Origin of the sequence: Streptomyces sp. NPDC017520 (assembly GCF_044329855.1) — a bacterium.
Lineage (GTDB): Bacteria > Actinomycetota > Actinomycetes > Streptomycetales > Streptomycetaceae > Streptomyces.
In genome coordinates this window covers 110,850-126,780 of record NZ_JBIRKB010000009.1, presented here as the reverse complement: position 1 = coordinate 126,780, position 15,931 = coordinate 110,850, and the positions used below count along the sequence as shown (strand labels likewise).

Below are 15,931 nucleotides of genomic sequence, written 5' to 3'. Positions count from 1 at the left end.
GATCTTCCTGGGAGCAGTAATTCAGGCGGCCGGGGGTGCTGGCAAGAGGTACGCGGGGTTCGCGGCGGATCAGCCCGCGGCGAAGTCCGGCGCGCCCGCTCCGGGCTTCCTGTTCGGATGGGAGCATGCCGATCTTCTCCGCGCACGACACGACCCCGCTCGCCTATCACCTGGTGGGGGAGGGGGAACCGCTGATCTGCCTGCCCGGCGGGCCGATGCGGGCGAGCGCGTATCTCGGTGACCTCGGCGGGCTCGCCGCCCGGCGGCAGCTCGTGTTGCTGGACCTCCGCGGCACCGGCGACTCCGGTGTGCCCGAGGACCCCTCGACGTACCGCTGCGACCGCCTCGTCGACGACGTGGAGGCGCTGCGCGAACACCTGGGCCTCGACCGGATCGACGTACTGGCGCATTCCGCCGGGGCCGACCTGGCCCTGCTGTACGCGGCCCGCCACCCGGACCGGCTGCGCCGACTGGCCCTCGTCACGCCCAGCACCCGGGCCGTGGGCATCAGGATCAGCGACCAGGACCTGCGCGAGGCCTCCGAGCTGCGGCGCGACGAGCCCTGGTACGCCGTGGCCAGGGCCGCCCAGGAGGCGCTGTTCGCCGGCGGACCGTTCGCCGAGCTGTGGCCCGCCGTCCAGCCCCTCACCTACGGCCGCTGGGACGCGGCTGCCCGCGCCCACGCCGAAGCCTCCGCCGGACAGACCAACGCGGAGGCGCGCGGCCACTACAGCGGAGAAGAGGTTCACGACCCCGCCTCCACCGCCGCCGCCCTGCGCGAACTGGCCGTGCCGGTCCTCGTCCTCGCCGGGGAGTACGACGGCCACCCGAGCCCGGACCGGGCCACGGAGCTCGCCGCGCTCTTCCCGGGCGCCGAGTTCGTCGTCCAGCGGGGCGCCGGGCACTTCCCGTGGCTGGACGACCCGGGAGCCTTCGCCCGTACGGTGGAGGCCTTCCTCGACCCCGACATCCGCACGGTGCGGGCGGGCGGGGTCCGGCTGGCGTACCGGGTGTGGGGCGCGGAACCGTCCCCGCCCGTCGTCCTCCTGCACGGCCGGGCGGGCTCCAGCGTGACCTGGACCCGGATCGCGGAGGACCTGGCCGCCGACCACCGCGTGTACGCCCCCGACTTCCGGGGCCACGGGCTGAGCGACTGGCCCGGCCGCTACACCTTCGAGATGTTCCGCGACGACCTGCACGCCTTCCTGGAGGCCCGCAACCTGGCCGGCGCGACCGTCGTCGGCCACTCCATGGGCGGGGTGGCCGCCTACCTCCTGGCCCAGCGGGAACCGGGCCTGATCGGACGGCTGGTCATCGAGGACGCGCCGCCCCTCCACCCGCTCGACCCGCCCCGGCCGCCCTCCGTCCGCCCGGAGGGCGCGCTCGACTTCGACTGGCCCGTCGTCCCCGACACCGACGCCCAGCTGAACGACCCCGACCCGGCCGTCCGGAGGCGGTTCCCGGAGATCACCGCGCCCACCCTCGTCATCGGGGGCGGCCCCACCAGCCACATCGACCAGGGGCATCTCGCACAGTTGGTCCGGGATGTACCGGATGCCGAGCTGGTCACCATCGACGCCGGGCACCTGATCCACACGGAACGGCCCGAGGAGTTCCTCGCGGCGATCCGGTCGTTCGGCCTCGCCTGACCGGGTCGGCCGAAGCGCACGACCTCTCGTTCCTCGACCCGTTCGGACACAGCGGCGTCAGTGGCGACGACGAGCCGATCTGGCGGTGGCGTGGGCATCCCTCGGTCACCGCTGCCGCTGCCGTTGCCGCTTCCGAGCCCCGACAGCCCTACGGTCACCCAGCCCTGGACCGGGCCCGGCACGGCCCGTCGCCATGCCGCGCATCGGGGTGCCCAGGCGCTTTGCGGCGCGACCGCATCGGGCTCCGGCGGCCCTGCGAGGGGGCTTCACCAAGTGGTCTGGCCGGCCGGGTTTCCGCTGGGGCTGTCGTGGAGCGAGAGCTGGACGCGGACGCGTTTGCCGACCGGCTCCCGGCGGATCTCGAAGCTCTGGCAGACCATGAGCACCAGCTCCAGCCCGTGCCGGCCCACCCGGGTCGGATCGGCGGGTGAAGCCACGGGAAGTACGGAGCCGGAGTCCCACATGGTGATGCCCAGCATGCTGCCGTCGGTCTCGAGGTCCAGCAGGCACGGACCCGGCGCGTACTTGCACACGTTCGTGGCAAGCTCGCTCACCACCAGCTGCGCCACGTCCACCGCCCGCGCGGACACGGACTTCCCGTGCAGGTCTTGAGCGCGGCAGAGGAAGTCCCGCACGAAGCCACGGGTGCGAGCGACCTCACCCGAGGCCATCTCGTATGCGGCGCTGTCTTGCACGGTGCTCGTGCCGGCCGCCTCTCGACGCTCCTGCTCGTTCCTGCCGTACATCATCAACTGGTCCATGAAGCGGGCCCCCGTCCACATCCACCCGCGTTCACCGCGAGTGGGACTCCTTTCCGCCTACCCGCCGCCGCTCATTTCAGACACGACCCGGTGCGCGGCCTGATCGGACCTCACGGCTTCCCCGGCGACGACTTAATACAAGTCGAAAGGAAAGTCCCGTCAGGATTCTTGACCGCGACCTACGCGACGGGCATTCTCCCGGAGAGCGCTCTCTCGCCTTCGGTTGATCTCTAGGAGCCCCCGCATGCCCGTAGTTGACATATCCCCAGCGGCCCCGGTGCCATACGGCCCCGGCCGCCGCAGTACCCCAAGGCCGGCCTCCCGCGGCGTCGTCGCCGCGATGGTCACCGTCCTGGCCGCCACTCTTCTTGCCTTCGTCCCCGCCGCGAGGGCCGAGGCCGCACCCGTCCTGCTGTCCCAGGGCAAGCCGGTCACCGCCTCCAGTGAGGAGAACTACGGCACCCCGGCCACCGCGGCCGTCGACGGCAACGCCACCACCCGTTGGTCCAGCGCCGCCTCCGACCCGCAGTGGATCCGCGTCGACCTCGGCGCGACCACGAAGCTGAGCCAGGTCGTCCTGGACTGGGAGGCGGCCTACGGCAAGGGCTACCGCGTCGAGCTGTCGGCCAACGGCTCCGACTGGTCGACCGCGTACCAGACCACCGACGGCGACGGCGGCACCGACACCCTGACCATCAGTGGTGAAGCCCGCTACGTCCGAGTGAACGGTACCGAACGCGGCACCCAGTACGGTTTCTCCCTCTGGGAGTTCAAGGTCTACGGCGAGTCCGGCGGCACCGACGGCCCGCAGCTGCCCGGCGGCGGCGACCTCGGCCCGAACGTGCACGTCTTCGACCCCTCCACGCCCAACATCCAGGCCAAACTGGACCAGGTCTTCGACGAGCAGGAGGCGGCGCACTTCGGCAACGGCCGGCACCAGTTCCTCTTCAAGCCCGGCACCTACAACAACCTGAACGCCGAGATCGGCTTCTACACCTCGATCTCCGGCCTCGGCCTCAAGCCCGACGACACCACCATCAACGGTGACGTGACCGTCGACGCGGGCTGGTTCAACGGCAACGCGACGCAGAACTTCTGGCGTTCGGCCGAGAACCTGGCCATCAACCCGGTCAGCGGCACCAACCGCTGGGCCGTCTCGCAGGCCGCCTCCTTCCGCCGCATGCACGTCAAGGGCGGGCTCAACCTGGCCCCGAACGGTTACGGCTGGGCCAGCGGCGGCTACATCGCCGACTCCAAGGTGGACGGCCAGGTCGGCAACTACTCGCAGCAGCAGTGGTACACCCGCGACAGCTCGATCGGTGGCTGGTCCAACTCCGTCTGGAACCAGACCTTCTCGGGCGTCGAGGGCGCACCCGCCAACTCGTTCCCCGAGCCCCGCTACACCACGCTCCAGACCACTCCGATCTCGCGCGAGAAGCCGTTCCTGTACCTGGACGGCAACACGTACAAGGTCTTCGTCCCCGAGAAGCGCACCAACGCCCGCGGCGTCTCCTGGAACGGCACCCCGCAGGGCACCTCGATCGGCCTGGACAAGTTCTACGTGGTCAAGGAAGGCGCGACCGCGGCCACCATCAACCAGGCGCTGTCCCAGGGCCTCAACCTCCTCTTCACCCCCGGCATCTACCACGTCGACCAGCCCATCAACGTCAACCGCGCGGACACGGTCGTCCTCGGCCTCGGTCTCGCGACGATCATCCCCGACGGCGGCGTCACCGCGATGAAGGTCGCCGACGTCGACGGCGTGAAGCTCGCCGGCTTCCTGATCGACGCCGGCACGGTCAACTCCCCGACCCTGCTGGAGGTCGGCACACAGAACTCCTCCGCCGACCACGCCGCCAACCCCACCTCCGTCCAGGACGTCTACGTCCGCATCGGCGGCGCGGGCGCCGGCAAGGCCACCACCTCCATCGCCGTCCACAGCGACGACGTGATCATCGACCACACCTGGGTGTGGCGCGCCGACCACGGCGAGGGCGTCGGCTGGGAGACCAACCGCGCCGACTACGGGGTCCGGGTGTACGGCGACGACGTGCTCGCCACCGGCCTGTTCGTCGAACACTTCAACAAGTACGACGTCGAGTGGTACGGCGAGCGCGGCCGGACGATCTTCTACCAGAACGAGAAGGCGTACGACGCACCCAACCAGGCAGCCATCCAGAACGGCGACACGAAGGGCTACGCCGCCTACCGGGTCGACGACTCCGTCGACGTGCACGAGGGCTGGGGGATGGGCAGCTACTGCAACTACAACGTCGATTCGACCATCCGCCAGGACCACGGCTTCAAGGCACCGGTGAAGCCGGGCGTGAAGTTCCACAGCCTGCTGGTGGTGTCGCTCGGCGGAATGGGCCACTACAACCACGTCATCAACAACACCGGAGCCTCCACGGTCCCGGCCGGCACCACGACCGTGCCGTCCACCCTGGTCTCCTTCCCCTGATCCGTCCCCCGCGGTGAAACCCCCCGCGGTGGACGACCCCCCCCCGGGCCGATCCTGACAGTCGGCCCGGGGGGACCTCCCCGCGGTGAGGGCTCACCCGCCGACCCTCTCTCCCACGGACGGCCGCCGTCCTCCCCGACGGCGGCCGTCCGTGTGTTCCCCCCATCCTCCTCAGGAGCCGCCATGCTGTCCCTGCGCAGACCCGCTCTCACCCTGACCCTCGGCGCGCTGTTCGCCTCCTCCCTCACGCTCATCGCCGCGCCGACCGAGGCGCGCGCCGCCGACCCCCTGATCTCCCAGGGCAAGACCGCCACCGCCTCCTCGAACGAGGGCGCCGGCCTCTCCGCCGCACAGGCCGTCGACGGCGACCTCACCGGCACCCGCTGGTCCAGCCAGTGGTCCGACCCCCAGTGGATCCGGATCGACCTCGGCAAGAGGTCCGACCTGAGCCGGGCCGTACTGACCTGGGAGGGCGCCTACGGCAAGGCGTACGAGATCCAGGCCAGCGACAACGGCACCGACTGGACCACCCTGAAGAAGGTCACCGACGGCGACGGCGGCACCGACGACCTCGCCCTCGCCGGCTCCGGCCGCTACGTCCGGATGCTCGGCACCGCGCGCCCCGGTGGATACGGCTACTCCCTCTGGGAGTTCCAGGTCTACGGCTCCCAGGGCACCACCGACCCCCCGCCCGGCGGCGCCGTCAAGGTCACCGGCTCCCAGGGCGCGTGGCAGCTCACCGTCGGCGGACAGCCGTACACCGTCAAGGGCCTCACCTGGGGCCCGTCCATGGCGGACGCTCCGAAGTACATGCCCGACCTGAAGTCGATGGGCGTCAACACCGTCCGCACCTGGGGCACGGACGCCGGCACCAAGCCGCTTCTCGACGCGGCCGCCGCGAACGGCCTGCGGGTCATGAACGGCTTCTGGCTCCAGCCCGGCGGCGGCCCCGGCAGCGGCGGCTGCGCGAACTACGTCACCGACACCGCGTACAAGTCGACCATGCTCACCGAGATCGCCAAGTGGGTCGAGACCTACAGGAACCACCCCGCGACCCTCATGTGGAACGTCGGCAACGAGTCCGTCCTCGGCCTCCAGAACTGCTACAGCGGCGCGGAGCTCGAAGCCCAGCGCAACGCCTACACGACGTTCGTCAACGACGTGGCCAAGAAGATCCACTCCATCGACGCCGACCACCCGGTGACCTCCACCGACGCGTGGACCGGCGCCTGGCCGTACTACAAGCGCAACGCCCCCGACCTCGACCTGTACTCGATGAACGCCTACGGCGACACCTGCGGGGTCCAGCAGGACTGGGAGGAGGGCGGCTACACCAAGCCCTACATCATCACCGAGAGCGGCCCCGCAGGCGAGTGGGAGGTGCCCGACGACGCCAACGGCGTCCCCGACGAGCCGACCGACGTGCAGAAGCGCGACGGCTACACCAAGTCCTGGGACTGCGTCACCGGCCACCGGGGCGTGGCCCTGGGTGCGACCCTCTTCCACTACGGCCTGGAGCACGACTTCGGCGGGGTGTGGTTCAACCTGATCCCCGACGGCCTGAAGCGGCTGTCGTACTACTCGGTGAAGAAGGCGTACACGGGCTCCAACGCCGGTGACAACCTGCCGCCGGTCATTACCGGCATGGCGGTGACGCCGGCCGGTTCCGCCCCGGCGGGCAAGGAGTTCACCGTCCACGCGGACATCCGCGACCCCGAGGGCGACCAGCTCACCAACAAGATCTTCCTCAGCGGCAACTACGCCAACGGCGACAAGCGGCTCGTACCGGCGCAGTTCCGGTCCACGGGCGACGGCACGTTCGCGGTCACCGCGCCCGAGAAGCTCGGCGTGTGGAAGGTCTACATCCAGTCCGAGGACGGGAAGGGCAACGCGGGCATCGAGACCAAGTCGGTCAAGGTCGTCGCGCCGCCGATGACCGGCACCAATGTCGCTCTCGGCAAGCCCACCACGGCCTCCAGCTCCCAGGCCTCGTACGGCGACTGCCCCTGCCCGCCGGAGCGCGCCACGGACGGCAAGACCGACACCCGCTGGGCCAGCGACTGGAGCGACCCGCAGTGGATAGCGGTCGACCTCGGTGCGCGGATGCCGGTCCGTAACCTGCAACTGGTGTGGGACCCGGCCTACGCCAAGTCCTACGAGGTCCAGGTCTCGGACGACGGCAATGCCTGGCGCACGGTCCACACCACGACGACCGGCAACGGCGACATCGACACCATCGCCCTGACCGAAACGGCCCGCCACGTGCGGCTCCAGCTCACCGCCCGCGGCACGGGCTGGGGCTACTCACTGCACGAGTTCGGCGTCTACAGCTGATCGGGGCCGTTCAGGGGGCCGTTCCGGCGTGGAGCGGCCCCCACTCCCGTCGCCCGTGGAAGGCCGAGGCGGGTGAACGAAGCCTGCCGTCCGCCCGGCCATGCCTTTCCGCCACTCAGGTGGGAGCGGCCTGGCATGCCGGGTAGGGGAGGGCACAGCGGGATACGGTCGCCTGGCACCCGGCCCGCCCGGCGTTTCGAGGTGAAGGACGTCGGCTGCGCTCGCCCCACCAGGAGGCGTACCTGTCCGACCGAGAGGAATGCCGTGCCCGCTGACTTCGACGTCGTGATCGTGGGCGCGGGTGCGGCCGGGATGAGCCTGGCGTACCACCTCTGCGCACCGGGCGGTGACGTACCTCTGTCGGTCGCCCTCGTCGACGCCCCGCCGGGGCCTCTGCGCGCGCCCCCGCGGACCTGGTGCTTCTGGGAGCCGCCGGGCGGGCCCTACGACCCGGCCCTGGCCGCTTCCTGGGCCCGGCTGCGGGTCCGGGCGGCCGACGGGACCTCCACCGTGGCCCAGCTCCCGCGGCTGCGCTACAAGATGCTGTGCTCGGACGCCTTCGAGGCACTGGTCGAGCAACGGTTGTCCCGCGCACCGGACCTGTGCCGGATGGAGGCGACCGCGAGTGCCGTACGCGACGCCCCGTCCGGCGTCGGCGGCGAGGTTCTGACCCGGGCCGCGTGCGGTGAACGGGTCCTCGTGCGTGGCCGTCTCGTCTTCGACTCCCGGCCGTCCCACCGCCGGCCCCCCGCCCGCACGACGCTGCTCCAGCACTTCACCGGCTGGTTCGTCCGCACCGAGCGTCCCGCGTTCGATCCGGGGACCGCGGAGCTGATGGACTTCCGTACGCCGCAGCCCGCGCGCGGGCTCTCGTTCGGCTATGTCCTGCCGCTGGACCCGCACACCGCGCTGGTCGAGTACACCGAGTTCTCACCTGCCCCGCTGGACACCGACGGCTACCGGCGGGCCCTGCGCCACTACACCCACGACGTGCTGAGGCTCGGGCCGCTCCAGGTCACGGCGGAGGAGCACGGTGTCATCCCCATGACGGACGGCCGCTTCCCGCGCAAGCCGGGGCGTTCGGTGTATCGCATCGGCACCGCCGGAGGCGCGACCCGCCCGTCGACCGGCTACACCTTCGCGGCCGTGCAGCGACAGAGCCGGGCCGTCGCCGATCAGTTGCGCTCCGGACGCCCGCTGCGGATGCCCGCCCCGTACGGGCGGCGGGCGCGGCTGATGGACGCCGTGCTGCTGAGGGCCCTGGACAGCGGCAGGGTGGACGGCGCGGACTTCTTCAGCCGCCTCTTCCGCCACGTTCCCGGCGAGCGGCTGCTCACCTTCATGGACGGCCGTTCGCAGCTGCACGAGGACCTGCTCATCGGCCTGCGGACACCGATGGCCCCCATGCTGCGGACCGTCTTCGAACTCCCCTTCAGACCTCGGCGTGAACGCCCAGCGGCTCCGTCACCTCCCGCACCGACCGCCCACGAACGGAGCACCCCATGACCCTGTTGCGCGGTGACGCGCTGTCCGAGGCCTTCGACCACGGTTCCACCGCCTACGACCGCCTCGTCTCGGCCAGCCCCGGCTACCACGCGCACCTGCGCCGCTCCGCACGCCGTCTGGGCCTGCCGGAGGGGGGAAGCGGGCTGCGCGTGCTCGACCTGGGGTGCGGAACGGGCGCTTCCACGGCCGCGCTCCTCGCTGCCGCCCCGCGCGCCCGGATCACCGGAGTCGACGCGTCCGCGGGCATGCTGGACCGCGCGGCGGCCAAGAGCTGGCCGCGGGGCGTCGACTTCGCGCATCTCCCGGTCGAGGAGCTGGCCGGACGGCTGGAAGCCGGTTCCTTCGACGCGGTGTTCGCCGGCTACCTCTTCCGCAACCTCACGAGCCCCGACGAGGCCCTCGACATGGTGCGCGGTCTGCTCGTACCGGGCGGCCGCCTCGCCGTCCACGAATACACGCTCGGCGGATCCCCCGTCCACCGTGCGGTGTGGAGCGTGGTCTGCTCACTGATCATCCAGCCCGCCGGCCGGCTCGCCGGGGACGCGGGCCTCTACCGGCACCTCCGGGACAGTGTCACCCAATTCGACACGGCTCCCGCGTTCGCCCACCGGTTGCGCCGGGCCGGCTTCGCCGACGTACGCGTCCTCCCGCTGCCCGGCTGGCAGACCGGCATCACCCACACCTTCGTCGCTCGCACCGCGGTCGTCCCGGGGGCAGGGGCGTGAGGTTCCCGCGGGACAGCGGCAGGGGGCACCGGCACGGCCGGGACCGGCAGGCGGCGGTCGTGCCGGCACCGGCCGGCCGCGCCCGGTTCACGGGGCACGCTCCCGCGGTCGCGGTCGCCGGCGGCGGCATCGCTGGGATCGCGGCGGCCACCCTCCTGGCGGAACGCGGCGTACGCGTCACCCTCTACGAGCGCGAACCGGGCCTGGGCGGCAGGTTGTCGGGGTGGCCCACCGAGCTCGCCGACGGCACCACGGTGACGATGAGCCGGGGTTTCCACGCGTTCTTCCGGCAGTACTACAACCTGCGCGGACTTCTGCGTCGGGTCGACCCGGAGCTCGGGTCCCTGACCCGGCTGCCCGACTATCCGCTGTGGCACAGCTCCGGCCTGCGGGACAGCTTCGCCCAGGTGCCGCGCACCCCTCCGTTCAGTGCGATGGGGTTCGTCGCTCTCAGCCCCACCTTCGGTCCGCGGGACCTGATCCGGATGAACCCGAGGGCGGCGGTCGGGCTGCTGGACGTGCGGGTGCCCGAGGTCTACGAACGGCTCGACGGGATCAGCGCCACCGACTTCCTCGACCGCATCCGCTTCCCGGAAGCCGCCCACCACCTGGCGTTCGAGATCTTCTCCCGCAGCTTCTTCGCCGACCCGCGTGAACTGTCGGCCGCCGAACTGGCTCTGATGTTCCACATCTACTTCCTCGGCTCCAGCGAGGGCCTGCTCTTCGACGTGCCGGGCGAACCGTTCCCCACAGCCCTGTGGGAACCGCTGCACCGCTACCTGGAGCTCCACGGCGTCGACGTACGGACACAGACACCGCTCCGGCGGGTCCGCCCCCTGCGCGGCGGCGGGCTGGACCTCACGACGGACGACCGCACCACCCGGTACGACGCCCTCGTCCTCGCCCTGGACAGCGGTGGCCTGCGCCGCCTCGTCGCCGCCTCCCCCGAGCTGGGCGACAACGACTGGCGCGCACGGATCGCACGGTTGCGCACCGCCCCGCCGTTCCTGGTCTCACGGCTCTGGCTCGACCGGCCCGTGGCGCACGACCGGCCCGGGTTCCTGGGAACCAGCGGCTACGGTCCGCTGGACAACGTGAGCGTCCTCGACCGCTGGGAGGGCGAGGCCGCCCGATGGGCCCGGCGCACGAGGGGCTCGGTCGTCGAGCTGCACGCGTACGCCGTAGCGCCGGACGCCGACCGTTGCGCCGTACAGGACGAGGCGCTGGGACAACTGCACCGCGTCTACCCGGAGACCCGGAGCGCCCGCCTTCTGGACGCGCGCCACGAATGGCGGGCGGACTGCCCCATGTTCCCCGTGGGCGGCTACCGGGACCGGCCCGGCGTGCGCAGCCCCGACCCCACGGTCACCGTGGCCGGGGACATGGTCCGCACCGAGCTGCCCGTGGCCCTGATGGAACGCGCGGCCACCAGCGGGTTCCTCGCCGCGAACGCCCTGCTGGAACGCTGGGGCGTACGGGGGCAGAAGCTCTGGACCGTCCCGCGCGCGGGACGGTCGGCCGTTCTGCGCCGGCTCGCCGCGCTGGCCGGCTGACGCGGGAGGCGCGCGGAGCTTCACGGAAGCGGGCCGCTCGTCAGCCCGGGAACGTCCCGCTGTCGCGGAGTTCCCAGCGCCTCTCCGCGTACGCCAGGTCGTCCCGCCACAACCGGCCGGCCGAGGCGCGCATCAGGGGGCGCAGCAGCGGAGCGGCCGCCCGGGCCACGGCGAAGCCACGACGGTCCGACGCCGCGACCAACGCCTCCGTCACGGCGGTGCGGGGCTTGCCCCGCTCGTCCCGAGCGAGGGGAGTGGCGTGGGTCTCCACGACGGACCCCGCGCCCTCGCCCTCGACGATGTGCATGACGACCGTACGGGGCTCGGGCGCCGTGAACCGGGCCCGGACCGGCACCACCAGTCGCCCGGCCACCTTGAAGGACACGTCGACGGTGAACCCGTCGTCGTCCGCCGGGCTGTCGGCGGGGGTTCCCGTCACCGTCAGGTCCACGAAGGAGTACGGGTGGAACCACGCGCCGTGCCACGGATCGAGGCGGTTGGCCACCACGTCTTCCGGCTCGCAGCGACCTACGCCGGAGTAGACCGCCTCCACGGCGTCCCGCGCCCCTGGCCGGGCGGGCAGGTACGGACGTTCCGAAGGGGGCTCGCCCCCCACGCGGTCGAGCCGCACCCAGAGGAGGACCCCGTCGTCGAAGGCGGGATAGGGCTCCCATCCGGCGAACGGCCGGCCGTCCAGTACGAGTCCGTGCCAGTGGCAGACCAGCGTGCCGCAGCGGACGGGGCTGTCGCGCAGCGGAGCCCCCAGATGCGGGCACGCACCCGGACCGGTGCGCAGCTTTCCCCCGCCGTCGCGCCATGCCACCACTTCGGTGGAGCCGACCGTGACCCCGAGGGCCTTCCCGGGAGGAAGGGCGCGCGAGGCGCCGATGACGTACCAATTGCCGGAAGGCCTGCTCCGCGCGCGCTTCAGGGCCTCCGCGATGATTCCGGGTTTCGCCTCGCGCCACGTGGGCGCCTGACGCTCCCACGGGACGGGCGCACGCCGCACCCGCAAAGGAATGCGCCCGGACCGTGGGCGTCCTGCCGCCGGGCTCATACCGCGTCCTCCCGCACCGGGGCCGGGGCGCCGGCCGCCGGCGGCCGGGACAGCCCGTCGGACCTGACCGCCGCGACCACGTCCGCTCGGCGCCGGCGCACCGTGCGTACGGCGACCGCCCGCACCAGGCCGTCCAGCGCCACGGCGGCCCGTCGTCGGCGCGGGACGACCGCCCGGCGGTGCAGAACCGCGTAGCCCTCCGCCTCGATCGCGTCGAGGATGCCGCTGTACAGCACGAACGCCGTACGGATGCAGGGCCGCGACACCGGGGCGAGCATCGCGAGGCCGGGCAGGGCGGCCCGGTAGACGGCCCGGTTGTGGGCTGCGGCAGCTCGCAGTACGTCGGTGATCCGGCTGTCGGGCAGCCCGGTGATCCGGCTCCACTCGAAGCGGTCCCGGTCCACCCCGTGCGCGGCCAGCAGCTCGGCCGGCAGATAGAGCCGTCCCCGGTCCAGGTCCTCGCCCACGTCCCGCAGGAAGTTGGTCAGCTGGAAGGCGACGCCGAGCGCGGCCGCGTGCGGTGCCGCTTCCTCGCGCGCCACCACCGTCCCGAGCACCGGCAGCATCTGAAGGCCGATCACCGCGGCCGAACCGTGCATGTACCGGCCGAGTTCCTCGTACGAGGCGTACCCGCCGACCGTCAGGTCGCTGCGCATGGACGACAGGAAGTCGGTGAAGTGCCGATGGTCGATGCCGTACCGGCCCGCTGTGTCGGCGAGGGCACGGATCACCGGCTCGCCGTCCCCGGACCCTCGCAACCCTGCCTCCAGCTGGGCTTCCAGGGCGAGCAGGGCACGGGCGCGCTCCCCGGGCGTGGCTGTGGTGTCGAGATCATCGACGATGTCGTCGGCCCGGCGGGCGAAGCCGTACAGGGCGTGGACGGCCGGCCTCCGGCCGACGGGAAGGAGCCGCGTCGCGAGGAAGTAGGTCTTGCCGTGACGTGCGTTGAGGCCGCGGCAGCGGGTGTACGCGGCCCGGAGCGCGGGGTCATGGATGCCTGCCGCGTCGAGTTCGTGGTCGGTCATGCGCTGGCACCTCTCGGGACAGGGCGCGGGGTCCGGGCGATACGGGGGCCGGTAATCCTCTCCGCCGCCAGCTTCCCGGAGATCAGGACGGTCGGCACGCCGACGCCGGGCGTGGTGCCGCAGCCGGCGAGGACGGCGTTGACCGTGCCCCGCACCAGGTTGCGCGGCCGGAAGGGGCCGGTCTGGGGGAAGGTGTGGGCCACCGAGAAGGGGGTGCCCGCAGCATGCCCCTGCGCGGTCCAGTCCACCGGCGTGACCAGCCCCTCCTCCTCGATCGCCGCGCCCAGACCGGGCATCTCACGGCGCTCCAGCTCGGCCACCAGCTCGTCCCGGTAGCGGGGTCCCAGCTCCTGCCATTCCCGTACGCCGGGCCCGACCTCGGTGTTCGGGCAGGGAGCCAGCACGTAGTGGAGGTGCTTGCCCGGCGGTGCGAGAGAGGGGTCGGTCGCGGTGGGCCGGGTGATGAGGAGCGAGGGGTCCGACATCAGCTTCCCGGTGCGGGTGAGTTCGTGGAAGGTGTTCTTCCAGGCCGCGCCGAAGGAGATGGTGTGGTGCGCCAGGTCCGGCCAGGTGCGGTCCGTGCCCGCGTGCAGGATCACCGCGGACGGCGAGTGCCGCAGGGGCAGGGGGCGGTGCGGGCTGCGGCCGAGCAGTCGGTAGCTGATCGGGAGATCAGGGGTCAGGACGACCGCGTCGCACGGAATGCGCTCCTGGTCGGTGACGACAGCGGTGACCCGGTCGCCCGAGCGCTCCAGCCGGGTCACCCTCTGACCGTAGCGGAGGGAGGCTCCGGCCTCGGCGGCCGTGTCCGCCATCGCCCGGGGCAACGCGTGCATGCCGCCCCGGGGGAAGTACACACCGGCCACCGTGTCCATGTAGGCGATCACCGCGTACGCGGCCAGCGCCCGTGCCGGCGGCACGCCCGCGTACAGCGCCTGGAAGGAGAAGACCCTGCGCAGCCGTTCGTCCGACACGAAGTGCCCGATCCGCGCGTCGAGCCGGCCGAAACCGCCGAGCGCCGCGAGGCGGGCCAGGTCAGGATGGGCGAGCTGGAGCGGTGAGTCGAAGTTGGTGTCGATGAAACGGCGCATCTGCACCCGGTAGAGGCGCTCCAGCCAGATCCGCAGCCGCCGGTAGCCGACCGCCTGCCGGGCCCCCGCGAACTCCTCGACGGCGGCCTCCATCGCGGCGCCGTCGGTGTGCACGTCGAGCTGGGACCCGTCGGCGAACCGCGCCCGGTAGGCGGGGACCAGCCTGATCAGCTCCAGCCGGTCGGCCATCCGCTCCCCGACCGCGGCGAAGGCCTCCTCCACCAGATCCGGCATCGTCAGCACCGTCGGCCCGGTGTCGATACGGAAGCCCCCCGACTCCAGGAGCCCGGCCCGGCCCCCGGGCACGCCCTCCCGCTCGACGACCGTCACGCGGCGGCCCGCGCCCAGCAGGTGCAGCGCGGCGGCCAGTCCGGCCAGCCCGGCGCCGACCACCACCACATGGTCGACGGGCCCCTTGACCGTGATCACCCGGCATTGCCTCCTTCGGTCGCGATCAGGACCGGGGAGGCGCCTGCCGCCCCGGTGCCGCCGTCGTGCGTCGCACCGGCGGTGGCGGGGGAGGGGGCGGTCCGCTCTCCGGAGACCGTGCGCAGCAGACCGAGGAGCTGCCGGCCGCCGTGCGCGTCCACGTCGACGGCCTGTCGCAGACGGCGTACGGCGTGGTCGCGGAGGCGCTCCGCCTTCCGCTCCACATGGGAGCGCGCCCCCGTCATCTCGAGCACGCCGCGTACGTCCGCGAGATCCTCCTCGGTGAGATCGGCGTTGCCGGTGACGCGGCCCAGTACCTCCAGCGCTTGTTCGTCGCCCGCCGCTTCGGCCCACCTCCGGCCTACAGCCAGCAGGTAGGTCGACTTGCCCTCGCGGACATCGTCGCCGGACGGCTTCCCGGTCAGCGCCGGGTCGCCGAAGACCCCGAGCAGATCGTCCCGCAGCTGAAAGGCGATACCGGCACATCGGCCGGCGGAGCGGAGAGCGTCGGTGGTCCGGTCATCGGCGCCCGCCAGGGCGGCACCGATCGCCAGAGGCCGCTCGACGGAGTACGAAGCACTCTTGAGACGGGCGGTCCGCAAGGCCTGCGCCACTGATGACCCACCGCTGACCTGGCCCCGCAGATCCAGGTACTGCCCGGCGACCATCTCGGTCCGCATGGCCCGCCACAGGGCGCCGATCCGACGCCGCTGGACGGCGGACAGCATGGTCTCCGCCACGGTGTCGTCGGCCCAGACCAGGGCGAGGTCACCCGCCAGCACGGCGGCCGAGGTGCCGAAGGCGGAACCCCGCTCGGAATCCGGCGGGAGGCCCGCGCGCTCTGCCAGACCGATGTGCACGGCAGGCTTCCCCCGGCGGAGCCGCGAGCGGTCCATCACATCGTCATGGATCAGCGCGCAGCTCTGGATCAGCTCCAGCGCCACCCCGAGCCGCAGCGCGGCCGCGGTCTCCGCCGCACCGCAGGAACGCATCCCCCACCACAGGAGGCGGGGCCGCATCCGCTTGCCGCCCTCCAGCGTGAAGTCGGCGACCCGTCGTGCCAACTCCTCGCCGAAGGAGACGTCGCTCCGCACCGCCTCGTCGATCCGGTCCGCCAGCACGGCCCGTGCGGTGCGCAGGACCGCCTCGACCACGTCCGAGTCCACGACCCGGGCGTCCTCGCACGATGGGGTGGGGTGGCGGCCTCCGCCCACCTCGGGGGCGGGGCGCGAAGAATCGCCGAACGAGTGTTTCGCAGGCTGGCAGCGGTCCATCTCACGCCTTTCCGAGATCAGTGGTGACGACGGACGACTCGGCACTCCGCCCGGGCGCGTACCCCG

General features: G+C 72.3%; 11 protein-coding genes. 6 read left to right on the top strand and 5 right to left on the bottom strand.

From position 1 onward, the window contains the following. The first annotated feature begins 125 nt into the window (after nucleotides 1–125). On the top strand, nucleotides 126–1,649 hold the full coding sequence (locus tag ACH4KB_RS22625) for an alpha/beta fold hydrolase (RefSeq protein WP_398067683.1): 1,524 nt from the start codon (nucleotides 126–128) through the stop codon (nucleotides 1,647–1,649). 266 nt (nucleotides 1,650–1,915) lie between these two features. On the opposite strand, the gene ACH4KB_RS22620 is transcribed toward ACH4KB_RS22625, so the two are convergent. Next, the gene (locus ACH4KB_RS22620; protein ID WP_398067682.1) at nucleotides 1,916–2,410 is read right to left on the bottom strand and encodes an ATP-binding protein; all 495 of its coding nucleotides are present in this window, start codon (nucleotides 2,408–2,410) and stop codon (nucleotides 1,916–1,918) included. A gap of 244 nt (nucleotides 2,411–2,654) precedes the next feature. Between ACH4KB_RS22620 and ACH4KB_RS22615 the strand changes: the two genes are divergently transcribed. The 5 genes from ACH4KB_RS22615 to ACH4KB_RS22595 all read left to right on the top strand — a co-directional run bounded on the left by ACH4KB_RS22615 (nucleotide 2,655) and on the right by ACH4KB_RS22595 (nucleotide 10,989). Then, entirely contained in the window at nucleotides 2,655–4,871 is a 2,217-nt protein-coding gene (locus tag ACH4KB_RS22615) for a discoidin domain-containing protein (RefSeq protein WP_398067681.1), read from the top strand. Between the two features lie 183 nt (nucleotides 4,872–5,054). Continuing rightward, nucleotides 5,055–7,205 (top strand): discoidin domain-containing protein, encoded by a 2,151-nt coding sequence (locus tag ACH4KB_RS22610; protein WP_398067680.1) that lies wholly within the window; start codon nucleotides 5,055–5,057, stop codon nucleotides 7,203–7,205. A 264-nt stretch (nucleotides 7,206–7,469) separates the two neighbouring features. After that, nucleotides 7,470–8,711 (top strand): lycopene cyclase family protein, encoded by a 1,242-nt coding sequence (locus ACH4KB_RS22605; RefSeq protein WP_398067679.1) that lies wholly within the window; start codon nucleotides 7,470–7,472, stop codon nucleotides 8,709–8,711. Further along, complete coding sequence (locus tag ACH4KB_RS22600; RefSeq protein WP_398067678.1) at nucleotides 8,708–9,436, top strand: class I SAM-dependent methyltransferase; 729 nt, start codon at nucleotides 8,708–8,710, stop codon at nucleotides 9,434–9,436. The genes ACH4KB_RS22605 and ACH4KB_RS22600 overlap by 4 nt, the downstream gene beginning before the upstream one ends. Nucleotides 9,437–9,495: 59 nt before the next feature. Continuing rightward, complete coding sequence (locus ACH4KB_RS22595; RefSeq protein WP_398067677.1) at nucleotides 9,496–10,989, top strand: FAD-dependent oxidoreductase; 1,494 nt, start codon at nucleotides 9,496–9,498, stop codon at nucleotides 10,987–10,989. A 40-nt stretch (nucleotides 10,990–11,029) separates the two neighbouring features. Here the strand turns inward: ACH4KB_RS22595 and ACH4KB_RS22590 are convergent, their stop codons facing one another. From ACH4KB_RS22590 to ACH4KB_RS22575, 4 genes are read right to left on the bottom strand one after another with little or no spacing between them, the layout of a single operon-like run. Next, nucleotides 11,030–12,046, bottom strand: a complete 1,017-nt coding sequence (locus tag ACH4KB_RS22590) for a DUF5914 domain-containing protein (RefSeq protein ID WP_398067676.1) — start codon at nucleotides 12,044–12,046, stop codon at nucleotides 11,030–11,032. Continuing rightward, nucleotides 12,043–13,071, bottom strand: a complete 1,029-nt coding sequence (locus ACH4KB_RS22585) for a phytoene/squalene synthase family protein (protein ID WP_398067675.1) — start codon at nucleotides 13,069–13,071, stop codon at nucleotides 12,043–12,045. Before ACH4KB_RS22585 ends, ACH4KB_RS22590 begins: the two co-directional genes overlap by 4 nt. Further along, on the bottom strand, nucleotides 13,068–14,591 hold the full coding sequence (locus tag ACH4KB_RS22580) for a phytoene desaturase (protein WP_398067674.1): 1,524 nt from the start codon (nucleotides 14,589–14,591) through the stop codon (nucleotides 13,068–13,070). Before ACH4KB_RS22580 ends, ACH4KB_RS22585 begins: the two co-directional genes overlap by 4 nt. Further along, nucleotides 14,588–15,865 (bottom strand): polyprenyl synthetase family protein, encoded by a 1,278-nt coding sequence (locus tag ACH4KB_RS22575; protein ID WP_398067673.1) that lies wholly within the window; start codon nucleotides 15,863–15,865, stop codon nucleotides 14,588–14,590. The genes ACH4KB_RS22580 and ACH4KB_RS22575 overlap by 4 nt, the downstream gene beginning before the upstream one ends. Nucleotides 15,866–15,931: the final 66 nt, after the last annotated feature.

What these genes read in the sequence shown, in the direction of transcription:
- ACH4KB_RS22600 (WP_398067678.1), top strand. Translation starts at nt 8,708, where the DNA reads ATGACCCTGTTGCGCGGTGACGCGCTGTCCGAGGCCTTCGACCACGGT.
- ACH4KB_RS22620 (WP_398067682.1), bottom strand. Translation starts at nt 2,410, where the DNA reads ATGGACCAGTTGATGATGTACGGCAGGAACGAGCAGGAGCGTCGAGAG.
- ACH4KB_RS22625 (WP_398067683.1), top strand. Translation starts at nt 126, where the DNA reads ATGCCGATCTTCTCCGCGCACGACACGACCCCGCTCGCCTATCACCTG.
- ACH4KB_RS22615 (WP_398067681.1), top strand. Translation starts at nt 2,655, where the DNA reads ATGCCCGTAGTTGACATATCCCCAGCGGCCCCGGTGCCATACGGCCCC.
- ACH4KB_RS22575 (WP_398067673.1), bottom strand. Translation starts at nt 15,865, where the DNA reads ATGGACCGCTGCCAGCCTGCGAAACACTCGTTCGGCGATTCTTCGCGC.
- ACH4KB_RS22585 (WP_398067675.1), bottom strand. Translation starts at nt 13,071, where the DNA reads ATGACCGACCACGAACTCGACGCGGCAGGCATCCATGACCCCGCGCTC.
- ACH4KB_RS22590 (WP_398067676.1), bottom strand. Translation starts at nt 12,046, where the DNA reads ATGAGCCCGGCGGCAGGACGCCCACGGTCCGGGCGCATTCCTTTGCGG.
- ACH4KB_RS22610 (WP_398067680.1), top strand. Translation starts at nt 5,055, where the DNA reads ATGCTGTCCCTGCGCAGACCCGCTCTCACCCTGACCCTCGGCGCGCTG.